Genomic DNA, 13,132 nt, shown 5'->3' with positions numbered 1-13,132 from the left:
TCCCGCCCGGCGAGCTGCCGCCGGTCAACGGCTTCTGGTCGCTGACGATGTACGACGCGGATTACTTCTTCGTCGCGAACCCGCTCAACCGCTACACGGTGAGCCCGCGCAACGACCTCAAGACCAACCCGGACGGCTCGGTCGACCTCCTGATCCAGCACGAGAGCCCCGGCGCGCAGCGGGAATCGAACTGGCTGCCGGCGCCGGCCGGCCCCTTCGTGCTGATGCTGCGCACCTACTGGCCGAAGGACGCGCTGCTGAACGGGTCCTGGGCACCGCCGCCCGTCACCCGCAGCGCCGGCGCGGCGCTCTAGTGGCCTGCCGGCGCGCTCGACACGCATCCGTCCCCGGCTTCGGCCGGCGCGGCGCCGGCCGCTCCGAACGGTCGGCCGTTCCGGACGGAACGAACCAGAGACGGGAGGCCTCCATGCGCGTCATCGCCATCCTTGCCCTTGGCGCCCTTCTCGTCGTTCCGGAGGCTGCAACCGCGGACATCAAGCGCCACAAGGCGATCCCGGAGCAGTTCTGGGGCCAGTGGGTCCCGACCGACCAATCGTGCCCCACCGATGCTCGGCCGGCCCTCTCCGTGACCGCGTCGGCCTACACCCGCGCCGACGCGCGCTGCACGATCGACTGGGTCGACGAAACCGCGGGACGGGCGGGCCCGATCTACTCCGCTCACATGCGATGCTCGACCGGGGAACAGCAGCCGCCGGCGCCGGCGAACCTGATCCTCGTCTCGCGGGAGAACAACGTGGTCTCGTTGGGTTCGGACTTCAGAAGCCTTCAGACCTATCAGCGTTGCCCGGCCGAGTGAGGGCCGAAGCCGCCCGCCCGCGGCCTCGGCAACGCTCGAGGCGGGCACCGGCCCCCTTCCCAACGCGCGAGGTCATCCATGAGCGCTTTGCCGGATCGAACCGGGTCCCCGGCCTTCCCGCCGGCCGGGACCGACGCTCCCGTCGCGGGGCACCCCGCGCCGTCCTGGACCCGGCGCGCCCTCGACGAGGCCGAGCATTATCTCGGGTTCGCCCTGTATCTCATCGTGGTCCTGGGGACGCTGATCGTCTTCAGTCTCAACATCTACGCGCGCATCGACCAGGATGTGCCGCGCTACCCGAGCCACCACTTCTACGCGCTCGGCCTGATCAACGCCCTGGTCTTTGCCAAGATCATGCTGATCGCCGAGGCGGCGCGCGTCGGCTCCCGGTCCATCGGGCGCCGCCTGGAATCGGGACGGCTCGTCACGGTGATCCTCTACCGCGCCCTCGCCTTCACCGCCGTCCTGATCGCGGCCTACGTGCTGGAGGCGGTGCTGGAGGGTGCGTGGCACGGGAGAGCGCCGGGACAGGTCCTGCCGGAGATCGCCGGCGGCCCGCTCGGCCTCGTCTCGCTCGCCTGGATCCTGCTGGTCGCCCTGCTTCCCTATTTCACGTACCGGGAACTCGGTCGCGTGCTCGGCCGGGCGAGGTTGCGGGCGATCCTGCTGAAGCCCGGCGGGACGTCCCCGGACGGCACCGATCCGCAGCCGGGGTCCCGGTTCGCCGCCTAACTCCGTTCCCGGAGAGCGTGCCGGCACGGCGCGGGCGTTCCATGACGCGTCGACACCGCGCCGACGACGGCAGGAAACCCGCCGCATCCTGTGCGGCGGGTGCTGGTCCGAATGAGAGCGGTCGCGGACGGCTCGCTCGCGGCGAGGCCCGACCTCAATGCGAGCGATCGGTGCGGTCGGGCGCGTTGCCCAGGTTGCTGTGGGTGTGATGCGCGTCGCGCTCGCCGCCCCCGCCCGAGACGGCGGACTTGCTCAGGTTCGTCGGGCTGCCCGGCTCCGGGCCGTGCCGCTCCTCCACCGGGGGTTTGGAATTGTCCTGGTGGCTGCTTCCCGGCCCGCCATGGTGGCGGTCGGTGTTGGGATGCTTCTTCGACGTGCTCATCAGCGGTCCTGCTGGTAGCCCTGGTGAACCGTGTTCACCTTCGAATTCCCCGACTGACCGACCTTGTCCGGGTCCTTCGTCTGCGAGGAAGCCTGGCCCTGCGAGACCGGTGCTTCGGTGGCGCTGCCGGGGCCCTTGTTGGAGCGGTTGGCAGGTGGCACGGGAGGTGGCTTCGCGGTCATCGTTCCTCCGATAGGGGTGATGATGAACCAACCGCCCGAAAAAGCCTCTGTTCCGCGAAATCTCCGACCGACCGGGGCCAGCACAGATTGGCCGCTCCGCGTGGAACAAGCCTCTCGCGGCGCAAGAACTAACTCAGGTTATTCGCTTGCATCACCCGAGCGGCGTCTTTCTGTCTGTGCGCCGCCCGCTTCACCGGACAATGACTCGGGCGCGTCGCATTCCGCCTCGGGCGCACCAGCACAGCCATCGCCGAATTCGTCGTACCGGGCCGGATACATCTCCTTGCCCCGAAGTTGCTCCCGGTCGCGCTCCTCCGGGACGACGCGATACTGGACCAATTCCTCATGATGGGCAGGGCGATGACGATCAAGGCCATGAAGATCCACGCGATGCTGGCCGGCCTCGCTCTCCTCGGGGCGGCGCCGGCCGTCGCGCAGACCGCACCGGGCCTTTCCGCCCCGGAGGCGACCGGGACCGTGATCCAGCAGCAGCCCTACACGACCGGCAATCGACGCGACGTGATCATCGCTCCGGGCGCGACGGGAGCCGAGACCATCACGACCAACTCCGCGGCCGGCGGGAACGCCAACCTTCCGGAGCGCGCCGTGCCGAACGGCAGCGCCGGAGGCGGCAGCGGCTCGAGCAACGGAGGCCAGTAGGCCGCATCGCGAGCCCCGCGGTCCGGGGCTCGCGGTCCCGGGGCTCGCGGGGCCTTACCGCGACGTAAGGATCGCGGCGGCGGCCCCCCGGGTCGCCTCCGCCCCTCAGCCTCATCGGCTCGGAAGGGGCGGGGACACCCTGTCCGTCGCGGCGCCCGCTGCTAGGGCCCGCCGGCCAGCGATCCCTCGATCACCATGATCAGCGCGTCGAGGTCGATACGCCCGTCGATCACGGCGTAGCCGCGCTCCGTCGTATCGACCGTCGGGGCCGGCTCGCCGGCTTCCGCCTGACGCTGCAGCTCGGCGACGATGGCATCCCGGATTCGATCTTGCAGATCCATCTGCTTCACTCGTGGGCTTCCGGCAACGTATTCCCGAGCGCGAAGAGCCGTGTTCCAAGACAGATCTCGCCTCAGCACCGCAGAACCACACCCAACCCCGAAAGTTCCCCTCGCGAGAAGGCCAAATTTTGCATCTGCTCAGCTTGCCTTCGTCGAGACTCACACCATCCTGATCTGTCACGCGATCTTCGACAGGCACGAGCAAGGGCAGCAAGACATGGCGAATGCTAGCAAGCGGAACATGGGTGCCGGCGCACAGGGCAAGGGATCGGGCAGCGGCGCGATGACCGAACTGCCGGAGGGCATCCTCCCGGAGAACATGGTCCTGAGCAATCGCGACAAGGCGCAGCACAGCGACGAGCGCGGCCTCGACAGCAAGAACGTTCAGACCGAGCAGTATCAGGATCACGCAGGCAATCGCCGCGCCTTCGATGATCAGGCGCCCGGCCAGGGGGACGGCAACACGAGCGGGGTCTCGAACCCGATGACGGACACCTCGGGCGCCGGGAGCAGCCTGAAGACGCAGCAGAACGGCTGAACCGATCGCCCCGGCCGGCGCGTCGCGCTCGCCGGGCCGGTCCGGCCGTCAGCGGCGCTCCGCCCGAGGATGGGGTGGACCCGGCTCCCGAACCTGTGAGACACCCCGGCCGGACGGATCGCCCCTCGATCCGGATTGTCAGGAAGGTCACCCCGCATGAGCGAGCGCATCATCCTTCGTGCCGGCGAGGCCCTCGTCGCGGGCGGCCCGCCCAACACCGCCTCCGAGCCCGAAGTGATCATCGGCGAGCTCGACGGCCCGGTCGGCACGGCCATCGCGACGTTGACGGGCGATCAGGTCGTCGGCCACAGCCGCGTCTTCGCGCTCCTGAACACCGACATCATGGTGCGCCCGGTGACGCTGTGCGTGTCGAAGGTCAGCGTCACGGAATCGAAGTACACGTCGATCCTGATGGGCACGGTGCAGTTCGCCATCGCCAACGGCGTGCTGGACGCGGTCCGGGCCGGGTACCTGCCGAAGGACCGGGTCAACGATCTCGGCATCATCTGCTCGGTCTGGCTGAGCCCGGGCGTGATCCAGGCCGAGACGGTCGATCACAAGGCGCTCTTCGAGATCCAGCGCAAGGGCATGACCGAGGCGATCCGCAAGGCCATGACCCACGAGCCGTCGATCGACTGGCTCTTGGAGAACCAGGACACGATCGTTCACAAGTATTATCAGATGGGTCTCGAGGGGAAGATCTAGCTGCGTCGGCGCATGCCTCGGGGCTTCAGCCAGCGCAACCGGGCGAACCCGCTCGCGGCCTGCGTGAGGTCGGGATCGGCCGCCCGCCCGCGATGCCGGTGCCGGCGCATCCCGACCGTCACCACGGCCAGCAGCGAGAGTCCCAGGATGGCTCCGATGATGCCGAGCCAGATGATGCCGCCTTCCATGCTGCTGAACCCGCTCCCGTCGGCCGTCGTTTCGCCACCCGGCCGCGTCGCCGCACGCGGAGCCCGGAATCTCGCCCGCGACGGCCGCGCCCGTGCGCGCCGTCGCCCGTGTTCTCAGACGCGGCGCGCCGGCGCGCCCGTCCCCATGCCCGGCGCCGTGAGCGTCGGGTTCACCGCGCCCGCGCGGCCGGCGAAGAACGCCGCCGCCCCGCCGATCAGCAGAGCCAGCGCCGCGTAGAGGGCACCCTGAGCCGCCGCCTTGCGGGTCATCTCCGCCGTCCGCTTGGCCTTCTCCTTCGCGTCGGCGACGGTCTTGTCGTACTGGTCCTGGTATTGCTGAACCTGCTGCTTGGCCTGGTCGGGCGGGATGCCCTGCGCCTTCGCGACGGCGTCGGCGGCCTTGTCCTTGGCGGCCTGCTGCCTGGCGGGATCACCGGTGAGGAGGTCGCGCAGGGCCGACACGGCCTGGTCCCGGAGGGCGGCGGGGTCCTGCCCGCCGGACGCGCCGCGCAGCTTGCCCTCGATGTCCGAGAAGGGGTTGGACAGGTTCGGCAAGGCGGGACCGGCCGCCTGCGCCGCCGTCTGGACGGCGCCGCCGGCGGCCTGACCCACGCCGCCCAGTGCCGAGGTGACCGTGCTGAAGGCGCCGCCGACGAGGCCGCCGAGCGCCGAGGTCAACAGGTAGATCACCACGAAGGTCGTCACTGCCCAGGAGATCAGGCCGTGGTAGCCGGCGGTGGACTCGACCGGCTTGCCCGAGAGGCGTCCCGCCGTGTAGCCGCCGGCCGCCGCCGCGACGATGCCGGACACCACCCACCACAGGCCCGCGCCCACGGAGATCGTGCCGGCATCCGGGTTGTTGCCCTCCGTCGCGCTGACGCTGGTCAGGCCGAGCCCGAGGCCGAGCAGGTTGAGGATCAATTGCAGGATGAGGGCGATGAACACGCCCCCGAGGATGGCGCCCCACGAGATGTGATGCAGGGCGATCGTGCGCAGGTCCTCGCCGGGCGTCACGGGGCTGCGATGGACGTCTGAGAGGTCGGCCATGAGGAACTCCTGACCCAACGGGGATCCTTGGGTCGAACGTTCCGCCGTGGCGATGTTTCCTCGGCCCACGTCAGGAAGCGCGGCGTCGGCCTTCGGGGAGACCACGCCTCCGGGGCGAGATCACCGGGCCGGGACGGCGAACCCTGCGCGCCGGTCAGGCATTAAAGCTCGCAGGTCGGGCGGATCCCGCAAGGCCGGAGGATCCGCCTCCCCCGAACTTACTGAGAAGGTGACGCATGGCTCTCGTCTTCGCTCTGTTCCTCATCGGAACGCCACTGGTCCTCGCGGTGCTGGATCTCCTCCGGATGCGCGCATCGCGTCCTCTCTGAGGTCACCCCTGTCCGGCCCGGAGAGGTTGGAGGGGGATCCGAGGCGCGCGGCCCGCCGCGCCGCACCGGAACGCCCGGCGCACCCCGCCCCGGCGCCGGGCGCAGCAGCCCTGCGCGGAGGGGCGCGACGCGCTCACATGGCCGGGGCCTTCGTCGAGATCTGGTCCGCGACCCAGCTCCGCGCAGCCTCGAGGCTGTCGAAGCGGACGGCCAGCATCCCGACCTCGCAGGCGCCGAAGCCGGCCTCGACACACCACTGACCCGCATTGCCGTCCGCGCTGTGCAGCTCCTCGCTCAGGCGCACCAGCACGGCCACCAGTTTCCCGTCCGCGAAGACGAGGCGCCCGTCGGTATCCGCGGTCAGCGTCCCGATCTGCACCGGCTGCAACGTGATCTCGACCATTCCATTCCTCGGAGGGGCGGCCGACCGCCAAGCTCGAGGCTACTAACTCAGGAGCCCGCAGCGGGTTTCATGGCCCGGCGCGGACCGCGACCGGTGCGGCGATCGCTCCGAGCGGCTCGAACCCGTCGAAGCACAGGTAGGCGGGATCGAATTCGGCGAAGGCCTTCAGCTCCTCCACGTCCGGGATCGTCACCTGATGATGGCTCCAGGTGATCAGGCCGCCCGTGCGCAGGCTCTGCAGCACCCGGTTGATGTGGACATGCGAGATGCCGAGCGTGTCCGCGACGTCCGCCTGCGTCACGGGGAACTCGAAACCGTCATCGTCGGCCTGACCGATCACCTGCAGGCAGATCAGCAGCTCGCACAGGAGGTGCGCGAGGCGCCGATCGGCCGGGCGCGTGTCGTTGACGATCCACTCGCGGGCCCGGCTCAGCTCGCGCAGGGTGACCCACCAGATCGCGCGGCTGATGCCCGGGTGGAGGCCGATCAGTTCCGTGAGCCGGGAGCGCGAGAGGTCGGCCACGGAGCAGGCCGCGAGGGCGCCGACGCGCAGATCGCGCCCGAAGGGCCCGGCATCGTGCATGTAGCAGAGGTCCCCCGGCAGGGCGAAGGAGACGATCCGGCGGTTGCCGTTCGGGAGCGTCTTGTAGCGGCAGGCGAAGCCGCTCATGACGAGGTAGACGCGGTCCGTGACGCCACCGTTGATGAGGGCGCCGTTGGTGATGTCGCACCGGGCCGACACGGGACGGCGATTGAAGGTCAGGCTCTGCAGAGCGGCCTGCTCTTCGTCGGACAACGGCCCGGCTCGCAGGAGCTTCTGCAGGAAAGGATCCTCGACCACTAAATTGTACCCCAAGTAATTTTACGCATCACAATTTTTGTTGTTATCTCCGGTTAGCCTAAATCAGGCCGAAGCCTCTCGCAACTTTGCCCTATGAAAAGATATAGGCACGCTATCCTAGACCCTGCGTATGAACGACTACGCAGGATCTGACGCGGCATCGCGCGGAATGCGGGGGCCGAGCCCCTGTCGAAGGACCTGCCCGGCCGCGGCGAGGAGGGGGCGCGCGATGCGGGGAGGGGGCCTTGGGCGATGGGTGCGTGCGCCGAGAAGCGTCCAGGGAGGTCCGGTCGCGAGGACGAACCGCGCGCGGCAAGGGAAGGTCGGTCAGGCCGCCTGCTTCTCGAGACGCAGGTAGGTGGGATCGAATTCCGAGATCCGGCTCAGCTCATCCCAGGACTCGATCGCGAGCGTGTGGTCGCGCAGGGTGATCAGGCCCTGCCTGCGCATCTCCTGCAGCACGCGGTTGACGTGCACGTTCGTCAGGCCCAGCGCGTCGCCGAGGTCGATCTGCGTGATGGGGAGGGGGCAGCGGTAGCCGTCGGCCAGCCCCACCGCCCGCAGCTTCAGATACAATTCGCAGAAGAGATGGGCGATGTGCTCGTAGGCCGAGCGCCGGCCCATGCAGACGATCCACGCGCGGAAGATCGCGGCATCGACCAGCGTGTCGCGCCAGAAGATCTCCGCAAGGCCGGGAAAGCGGGTGATGAGGTCCCGCAGGCTGTCGTGCGGGATGAAGGCCACCGTCGCCTCGGTGAGCGTGCAGATGCTGTGGTCCATGACGTGCAGGTGCAGGGTCTGCAGGTCGGGGACGTCGCCCGCGATGTGGAACGAGAAGATCTGGCGCTTGCCCGCACCGAGCAGCTTGTAGCGGCAGGCCCAGCCGTCGAGGATGAGGCAGCATTGCGAGGGCCTGTCGCCGTCGCGCACGATGTCCTGGCCGGGCTGGAGAAGGCGGGGCTTGGCCGGCAGGCTCTCGATGGCCCTCCGCTCCGCGTCCGAGAGACGGGCGATGCTCTCCAGCTTGCGGACGAGCGCGGACAGGACGTGGATTTCGGAAGCCGGGGACATGGCGGCGTCGCCTTACCTTGCAGGCGGAAGCGCATGCCTCTCCCAGCCATCAGCACCTGTTCCAGAAAAGCTGATGATGAATCTGTTCTAAACCGATGTCGTTCCGGCGCCATAACCTGCATCAACATCTGAAATTTCTTGTTCGCAGGAGATCATCGCGAAAGAACTTGAATTTTTCTCCGCGCGGAGACGCTTCGATGTTTTGATGCGCACCCGCACATCGGCGCCGCCCCCGTCGACAGGGATCCTCTGTCGGCCGACCCAACAGCTTGATTGAAGGGACCCGGCACTCCTGTTCCGATCGGTCTTAGAACAAGACCAAACTGGGCAGGAAAACTCATACCGCACCACGAACCTTGGAGCGCCGCCCGCGCCGCCGGGATCGTCTCGGACCACGCGCATCTCGAGGGTGCGACGCTGCCGATCCTGCACGCGCTGCAGGAGACCTTCGGCTACGTCGACGCCGAGGCCGTGCCGCTCATCGCCGACGCGCTCAACCTGTCGCGCGCCGAGGTGCATGGTTGCATGAGGAGGATGGGCGCGACTTCGCAGACCGACAAGCTGGTGCGGATGGCCAACCAGATCGCCACCTTCTTCCGCTCCTACCCGGACGACGAGGCGGTGGCCGGCATCCACAGGCACCTCGTGGCCTTCTGGACGCCGCGCATGCGGGAGAGGCTCGCGGCGCACGCAGCGGAAAGGGGCGCGAGCCTCGACCCGCTCGTCGTCGCGGCCATCGGCAGCCCGACCGACGATCCGGGGCCGATCCAGCCCGCCACCTACGATCCGCATCGCCTCGGAGCCGGTGCCAGCGATGCCGGATAAGCCTCTCCGGCATCGCACTTCATATCGAAGGGCCGGCAGCGGCAGAATGCGACCGGATGGCCGCGGGTTCGGCGGCCGTGCGGGCTCGGTTCTGGGTCGTGATCGACAAGCTGGACTATCTGCTGGCTCTCTCGCGGGAAGAGCATTTCGGCCGTGCGGCCGAAGCCTGCAGCGTCACCCAACAGACGCTCTCGGCGGGTGTGAAGCATCTCGAGAACCGGCTCGGCGTGCAACTGGTGCAGCGCGGCTCGCGCTTCCAGGGCTTCACGCCGGAAGGGCAGCGCGTCCTCGCCTGGGCACGCCGCATCGTTGCCGACAGCCGCGCCAAGCAGCAGGACGTGGCCACGCTCCGCCGCGGCCTGACCGGCCATCTGCGGATCGCCGTGATCCCGACCGCCCTCCCCATGGTGGCCGCCCTCACCACGCCCTACCGGGCGCGCCACCCGGACGTGCGCCTGACCGTCGCGTCGAGTACCTCGACGGACATCGTCTCGCTCCTCGTGAATCTGGAGGCCGATGCCGGGATCACCTATCTCGACAACGAGCCGCTCGGCCGTGTCATGACGGTTCCGCTCTACCAGGAGGCCTATCGCCTGATCACGGCGGCCGACGGCCCCTGCGGGGACCGCGCCCGCGTCACCTGGGCGGAGGCGGCAACGCCGCTGCGGCGCGACCTCAGGGGCCGCCCCGCTGCGCGACCCGGTCGGGGGCAGCGGCCGGCCCATCGCGGAAGGAACCGGGCCCGACCATCTCCGTGACGACACCGGCCGCGCGCAGCAGCGCCGCGTCCGGAACCCAGATGTCCTCGGACCGCACGGCGAGCGCCCGCGCGACGAATTCCGGCGTGAGGCCCGCATTCAGGTAGGCCGTCCGCTCCGGAGCCGCGTCGACGGGATGGGCCGAATCGAAGAAGCCGACCTCGTAGGGGCCGTGAAAGCCGAGGCGGCCGCCGGCCGCGAGATAGCGCCCGCGGCCGCGCACGTAGACGAGGGTGCAGGCCGAGGCGCAGACATCGGGCACGTAGGTGGCGAGGCCGTAGACGGCGACGATGGCGCCGAGGGCCAGCCCCTCCTCGACCAAGCCGCCGTCGCTGGTGAGGTGGATCCGCACCACCTCGGGATGCGCCGCGAGCAGGGCCGCCACGCGGTTCGCGACACCCTCGGTCAGATCGCCCGTCAGGCGAAGGTCGCGCCCGTCCGGCCCGAGTTCCAAGCGCGCCTCCGGTCCGGCATCGTCGCCGTCGACGACCTGCCGGGGCACGGACAGGGCCCGGATCCGTGGCGACACATCCTCGGGCAGGTCCGGCGGCGCCGCGGCCGGGCACGCCGTGCCGCCGCCGAACACGGTCAGGACGCCGAGGATCGGCACGCTGAGCCGACGCTGCCCAAAGACTCTGCCAAAGATCTTGCCGAAGACTTGGCCGAAGACCTGGCCAAAGATCTTGCCAAAGACCTGGTCAAAGATCTGGCCGAACACCCCGCCAACGAGCCCGAGCCGCATGGCCGATCCCTCCGCCCGATCTGCCCCGACAGGATGGCGGCCGGCGGATGCGCGAGGCGCACCGGCCGGAATCCGCCCCGTCCCATTCGCAGCCTCACCGGACGCGGACAGCGTTCGGCAGCGGAGACAGGACGAGACCGGAGATCCCGCACAATCGAACGTGCCGGACCGCGCCACCACATCGTCATTCCGCCCGGCAGCCCGTCCGCAGGACAGTCTTCACAGGAACAGACTAGGCGGATCGACGCGAAATGTGCTCCCAAAGACTCCGGGATCGGCGGATCGCCCTTGCCGTGACGGGCGGCTTGCGTGGAACATCACGGCTGCGCCCCCCTTTTTCTCGCGGGCCGGCGCAATCCTCATCGCCCGCCCCGGCCGGCGGCCTCGCCAGTTCCCGGGGCGGGCCGAGGATCATCGCGCGGGCGCGCTCGTGGGCGCGGAGCCCAGTCCGGAGGGCCGCGTCGCGAGCCGATGCAGGGCCATCCCGGCCAGCATGGCGGCGACGAAGACCGCCACCGGGACCAGACCCGTGGAGAGTGCGGCGACGGCGGGCCCCGGGCAGAAGCCGGAGAGACCCCAGCCCGCCCCGAACAGCACGGCGCCGAGGACGAGCGGCCGGTCGATCCGCCGCCCGGACGGGATCGCGAAGCGGCTCTCGAAGGCCGGCGCCCGGAGCCGGCGCGACACCGCATAGCCGAGGGCGGAGACGCTCACCGCGCCGGCGAGCACGAAGGCGAGGCTGGGGTCCCAGGCGCCCGTCACGTCGAGGAAGCCGCGCACGCGCGCGGGATCGAGCATGCCGGACAGGGCGAGGCCGAGCCCGAAGGTGAGGCCGGCGGCGAGCGCCGTCAGGATCTGGGCGGCCGGCCTCATCCGAGGAGCCCCCGCGCGAGGAAGACCGTGACCACGCCGCTCGCCAGGAAGGTGAGCACCGCCACGATCGAGCGCGGCGACAGCCGGGCGAGCCCGCAGACCCCGTGGCCGCTGGTGCAGCCGGAGCCGAGGCGGGTGCCGAAGCCGACGAGCAATCCGGCGAGCGCCAGGACCGGCAGGGAGGCGACGATCCGCATCTCGGGCCAGTGCCCGCTCAGCGCCGCGAAGGCGGGCGGGCCGAGGATCAGCCCGGCGACGAAGGCGAGGTCGGCGAGCCAGCGCCGGTCGGGTCGGCGCCCGAGGCCGGCGACGAGGCCGCTGACCCCGGCGATGCGGCCATTGAGGAGAAGCAGCATCACGGCCGACAGGCCGATCAGCACGCCGCCCGCGAGCGAGGGGAGATAGGGGCCCATCGAAGGTCCTGCACAAGCCGCCGCGCCCTGCGCGGCCCGATCCGGCGTAGCGCGGACGGACCCCAGGAACAAGGCTTGCCAGCCCGCGTTCCGTCTGTAATTATCGAGCAATCACAAAGACTTAGTGAAAGATTTGCTCTCTGCCGTGCCAACCGCGACCGAAATCTTCTCCCCCGGCGCGGACATCCGGAAAGCTCTTCCCGCCGGCCCGGATCCGGTTCTCACGCAGCCTCACGCACACGGTACGACCGGCCCGGTCGGCCCGTTTCCGAAGGATGATGCCATGGCCTCAGCGACGATGACGCGCGGCGATCAGGTGGTGTTCGAGCGGCTCGACGTCGCCGAAGTCTTGGGGATCTGGCGCCATGCCAGGGGCCGCGTCGTCAGCATCCACGGCCAGGGCGGCCGCCCGCAGACCGTCGACGTGAAATTCGAGGGTCACGAGACCCTGCGGCGCTACCTGCCGGACCTGTTCCGGCGTGTGCAGTAATCCCATGCCGCGCACGATCGGCCGGACCGCCCTCGGGGCGAGGCGCGCCCGCGGGTTGCAGGAGTCGCGGCCGTGACCGCGGCGATCACGACCCAGCCGCCGCTGCGGGCCACGAGCCGCAGCACCCACGAGCGCGACGTCTGGGCCGACCTGCGCGCCGAGGCGGAGGCCGCGCTCATCGAGGAGCCGCTCTACGCGGGCATCATCCAGGCGACGGTGCTCGACCAGCGCAGCCTCGCCCAGGCTCTCGCCTATCGCCTCGCGCACCGGCTCGGCGACGGCGACCTCGCGCGCCTGTCCATGCGCGACCTCTGCCTCTCCGCCTTCGAAGCCGACCCGCATGCCGAAGCGCACGCGGTGCGCGACCTCGTCGCGATCCGGGAGCGCGACCCGACCTGCCGCCGGTATCTCGACCCGTTCCTGTTCTACAAGGGATTCGCCGCCCTGGAGGGCTACCGCGTGGCCCACTGGCTCTGGCACCAGGGGCGGGCGACGCTCAGCCTGCACGTGCAGAGCCGGATCTCCGAAGTGTTCGGCTGCGACATCCACCCCGCCGCCCGGATCGGCTCGGGCGTGTTCATCGACCACGCCACCGGCGTCGTCATCGGCGAGACGACGGTGATCGCCGACGACGTCTCGATCCTGCAATCGGTCACGCTCGGCGGCAACGGCAAGGAGAGCGGCGACCGTCACCCCAAGATCGAGCGCGGCGTGCTGCTCAGCGTCGGCGCGAAGGTGCTCGGCAACATCCGGGTCGGCGAGGGGGCCAAGGTCGCAGCGGCCGCCGTGGTGCTG

Annotated in this window: 20 protein-coding genes and 1 pseudogene; 10 read left to right on the top strand and 11 right to left on the bottom strand. The window is 69.9% G+C overall.

The window, feature by feature from the left end:
- The 3 genes from E1J50_RS23595 to E1J50_RS23585 form a co-directional block, all read left to right on the top strand.
- On the top strand, nt 1–314 hold a 314-nt coding region (locus E1J50_RS23595; RefSeq protein ID WP_132256128.1), incomplete at its 5' end, for a DUF1214 domain-containing protein.
- 113 nt (nt 315–427) lie between these two features.
- Complete coding sequence (locus E1J50_RS23590; protein WP_132256251.1) at nt 428–817, top strand: hypothetical protein; 390 nt, start codon at nt 428–430, stop codon at nt 815–817.
- A 78-nt stretch (nt 818–895) separates the two neighbouring features.
- Nucleotides 896–1,549: a hypothetical protein gene (locus tag E1J50_RS23585; RefSeq protein ID WP_132256249.1), complete on the top strand. Its 654-nt coding sequence runs from the start codon at nt 896–898 to the stop codon at nt 1,547–1,549.
- Nucleotides 1,550–1,703: 154 nt separating this feature from the next.
- Here the strand turns inward: E1J50_RS23585 and E1J50_RS23580 are convergent, their stop codons facing one another.
- The gene (locus E1J50_RS23580; RefSeq protein ID WP_132256247.1) at nt 1,704–1,931 is read right to left on the bottom strand and encodes a hypothetical protein; all 228 of its coding nucleotides are present in this window, start codon (nt 1,929–1,931) and stop codon (nt 1,704–1,706) included.
- Nucleotides 1,931–2,113, bottom strand: a complete 183-nt coding sequence (locus tag E1J50_RS23575) for a hypothetical protein (RefSeq protein ID WP_132256245.1) — start codon at nt 2,111–2,113, stop codon at nt 1,931–1,933. Before E1J50_RS23575 ends, E1J50_RS23580 begins: the two co-directional genes overlap by 1 nt.
- A 360-nt stretch (nt 2,114–2,473) precedes the next feature.
- Between E1J50_RS23575 and E1J50_RS23570 the strand changes: the two genes are divergently transcribed.
- Nucleotides 2,474–2,773, top strand: a complete 300-nt coding sequence (locus E1J50_RS23570; RefSeq protein WP_245516717.1) for a hypothetical protein — start codon at nt 2,474–2,476, stop codon at nt 2,771–2,773.
- A gap of 161 nt (nt 2,774–2,934) precedes the next feature.
- Here the strand turns inward: E1J50_RS23570 and E1J50_RS23565 are convergent, their stop codons facing one another.
- A complete protein-coding gene (locus E1J50_RS23565) occupies nt 2,935–3,114 on the bottom strand; it encodes a hypothetical protein (protein ID WP_132256242.1) in 180 nt (59 codons plus the stop codon).
- Between the two features lie 217 nt (nt 3,115–3,331).
- On the opposite strand from E1J50_RS23565, the gene E1J50_RS23560 reads away from it, so the two are divergent.
- Nucleotides 3,332–3,652, top strand: a complete 321-nt coding sequence (locus tag E1J50_RS23560) for a hypothetical protein (protein ID WP_132256259.1) — start codon at nt 3,332–3,334, stop codon at nt 3,650–3,652.
- Nucleotides 3,653–3,808: 156 nt separating this feature from the next.
- Nucleotides 3,809–4,357 carry a formaldehyde-activating enzyme gene (locus E1J50_RS23555; protein ID WP_132256240.1) on the top strand — a complete coding sequence of 183 codons (549 nt, stop codon included), beginning with the start codon at nt 3,809–3,811 and terminating at the stop codon, nt 4,355–4,357.
- Here E1J50_RS23555 and E1J50_RS23550 read toward each other — a convergent pair.
- The 5 genes from E1J50_RS23550 to E1J50_RS23530 all read right to left on the bottom strand — a co-directional run bounded on the left by E1J50_RS23550 (nt 4,354) and on the right by E1J50_RS23530 (nt 8,236).
- Nucleotides 4,354–4,545, bottom strand: coding sequence for a hypothetical protein (locus tag E1J50_RS23550; protein ID WP_132256238.1), 192 nt, complete (start codon nt 4,543–4,545; stop codon nt 4,354–4,356). The genes E1J50_RS23555 and E1J50_RS23550 overlap by 4 nt on opposite strands.
- A 114-nt stretch (nt 4,546–4,659) precedes the next feature.
- Nucleotides 4,660–5,592 (bottom strand): PhnA-like protein, encoded by a 933-nt coding sequence (locus E1J50_RS23545; RefSeq protein WP_132256235.1) that lies wholly within the window; start codon nt 5,590–5,592, stop codon nt 4,660–4,662.
- 462 nt (nt 5,593–6,054) lie between these two features.
- Nucleotides 6,055–6,324 carry a hypothetical protein gene (locus tag E1J50_RS23540; protein WP_132256233.1) on the bottom strand — a complete coding sequence of 90 codons (270 nt, stop codon included), beginning with the start codon at nt 6,322–6,324 and terminating at the stop codon, nt 6,055–6,057.
- A 67-nt stretch (nt 6,325–6,391) separates the two neighbouring features.
- A complete protein-coding gene (locus E1J50_RS23535; RefSeq protein WP_132256231.1) occupies nt 6,392–7,120 on the bottom strand; it encodes a Crp/Fnr family transcriptional regulator in 729 nt (242 codons plus the stop codon).
- Between the two features lie 372 nt (nt 7,121–7,492).
- Nucleotides 7,493–8,236 (bottom strand): Crp/Fnr family transcriptional regulator, encoded by a 744-nt coding sequence (locus tag E1J50_RS23530; protein WP_132256229.1) that lies wholly within the window; start codon nt 8,234–8,236, stop codon nt 7,493–7,495.
- Between the two features lie 339 nt (nt 8,237–8,575).
- Here E1J50_RS23530 and E1J50_RS28225 point away from each other — a divergent pair, with 339 nt between their 5' ends.
- Entirely contained in the window at nt 8,576–9,061 is a 486-nt protein-coding gene (locus E1J50_RS28225; protein WP_245516718.1) for a formate dehydrogenase subunit delta, read from the top strand.
- A gap of 98 nt (nt 9,062–9,159) precedes the next feature.
- Nucleotides 9,160–9,717 (top strand): annotated as a pseudogene (locus E1J50_RS23515) (LysR family transcriptional regulator); the annotation flags it as partial.
- Nucleotides 9,718–9,736: 19 nt separating this feature from the next.
- Here the strand turns inward: E1J50_RS23515 and E1J50_RS27860 are convergent.
- From E1J50_RS27860 to E1J50_RS23500, 3 genes are all read right to left on the bottom strand, one after another.
- Nucleotides 9,737–10,561, bottom strand: a complete 825-nt coding sequence (locus E1J50_RS27860; protein ID WP_207919277.1) for a COG3904 family protein — start codon at nt 10,559–10,561, stop codon at nt 9,737–9,739.
- A 411-nt stretch (nt 10,562–10,972) separates the two neighbouring features.
- On the bottom strand, nt 10,973–11,434 hold the full coding sequence (locus E1J50_RS23505) for a YeeE/YedE family protein (protein WP_132256227.1): 462 nt from the start codon (nt 11,432–11,434) through the stop codon (nt 10,973–10,975).
- A complete protein-coding gene (locus tag E1J50_RS23500; protein ID WP_132256225.1) occupies nt 11,431–11,847 on the bottom strand; it encodes a YeeE/YedE family protein in 417 nt (138 codons plus the stop codon). Before E1J50_RS23500 ends, E1J50_RS23505 begins: the two co-directional genes overlap by 4 nt.
- Before the next feature lie 283 nt (nt 11,848–12,130).
- Here E1J50_RS23500 and E1J50_RS23495 point away from each other — a divergent pair, with 283 nt between their 5' ends.
- Together E1J50_RS23495 and E1J50_RS23490 are read left to right on the top strand one after the other, a co-directional pair.
- A complete protein-coding gene (locus tag E1J50_RS23495) occupies nt 12,131–12,337 on the top strand; it encodes a hypothetical protein (RefSeq protein ID WP_132256223.1) in 207 nt (68 codons plus the stop codon).
- A 72-nt stretch (nt 12,338–12,409) separates the two neighbouring features.
- A partial coding sequence (locus E1J50_RS23490) for a serine acetyltransferase domain-containing protein (RefSeq protein ID WP_132256221.1) occupies nt 12,410–13,132 on the top strand: 723 nt, incomplete at its 3' end.

The sequence above is a fragment of the Methylobacterium segetis genome, assembly GCF_004348265.1.
GTDB classification, from domain to species: Bacteria; Pseudomonadota; Alphaproteobacteria; order Rhizobiales; family Beijerinckiaceae; genus Methylobacterium; species Methylobacterium segetis.
The sequence above is the reverse complement of the archived record's forward strand: the minus strand, read 5'-3'. Positions and strand labels throughout refer to the sequence as shown.

Bases quoted from the DNA above. Each gene is read 5' to 3' on its own strand.
- E1J50_RS27860 (WP_207919277.1), bottom strand. From the start codon at position 10,561: ATGCGGCTCGGGCTCGTTGGCGGGGTGTTCGGCCAGATCTTTGACCAG.
- E1J50_RS23505 (WP_132256227.1), bottom strand. From the start codon at position 11,434: ATGAGGCCGGCCGCCCAGATCCTGACGGCGCTCGCCGCCGGCCTCACC.
- E1J50_RS23560 (WP_132256259.1), top strand. From the start codon at position 3,332: ATGGCGAATGCTAGCAAGCGGAACATGGGTGCCGGCGCACAGGGCAAG.
- E1J50_RS23575 (WP_132256245.1), bottom strand. From the start codon at position 2,113: ATGACCGCGAAGCCACCTCCCGTGCCACCTGCCAACCGCTCCAACAAG.
- E1J50_RS23550 (WP_132256238.1), bottom strand. From the start codon at position 4,545: ATGGAAGGCGGCATCATCTGGCTCGGCATCATCGGAGCCATCCTGGGA.
- E1J50_RS23585 (WP_132256249.1), top strand. From the start codon at position 896: ATGAGCGCTTTGCCGGATCGAACCGGGTCCCCGGCCTTCCCGCCGGCC.
- E1J50_RS23495 (WP_132256223.1), top strand. From the start codon at position 12,131: ATGGCCTCAGCGACGATGACGCGCGGCGATCAGGTGGTGTTCGAGCGG.
- E1J50_RS23500 (WP_132256225.1), bottom strand. From the start codon at position 11,847: ATGGGCCCCTATCTCCCCTCGCTCGCGGGCGGCGTGCTGATCGGCCTG.
- E1J50_RS23580 (WP_132256247.1), bottom strand. From the start codon at position 1,931: ATGAGCACGTCGAAGAAGCATCCCAACACCGACCGCCACCATGGCGGG.
- E1J50_RS23555 (WP_132256240.1), top strand. From the start codon at position 3,809: ATGAGCGAGCGCATCATCCTTCGTGCCGGCGAGGCCCTCGTCGCGGGC.
- E1J50_RS23565 (WP_132256242.1), bottom strand. From the start codon at position 3,114: ATGGATCTGCAAGATCGAATCCGGGATGCCATCGTCGCCGAGCTGCAG.
- E1J50_RS23590 (WP_132256251.1), top strand. From the start codon at position 428: ATGCGCGTCATCGCCATCCTTGCCCTTGGCGCCCTTCTCGTCGTTCCG.
- E1J50_RS23540 (WP_132256233.1), bottom strand. From the start codon at position 6,324: ATGGTCGAGATCACGTTGCAGCCGGTGCAGATCGGGACGCTGACCGCG.
- E1J50_RS23530 (WP_132256229.1), bottom strand. From the start codon at position 8,236: ATGTCCCCGGCTTCCGAAATCCACGTCCTGTCCGCGCTCGTCCGCAAG.
- E1J50_RS23545 (WP_132256235.1), bottom strand. From the start codon at position 5,592: ATGGCCGACCTCTCAGACGTCCATCGCAGCCCCGTGACGCCCGGCGAG.
- E1J50_RS23570 (WP_245516717.1), top strand. From the start codon at position 2,474: ATGACGATCAAGGCCATGAAGATCCACGCGATGCTGGCCGGCCTCGCT.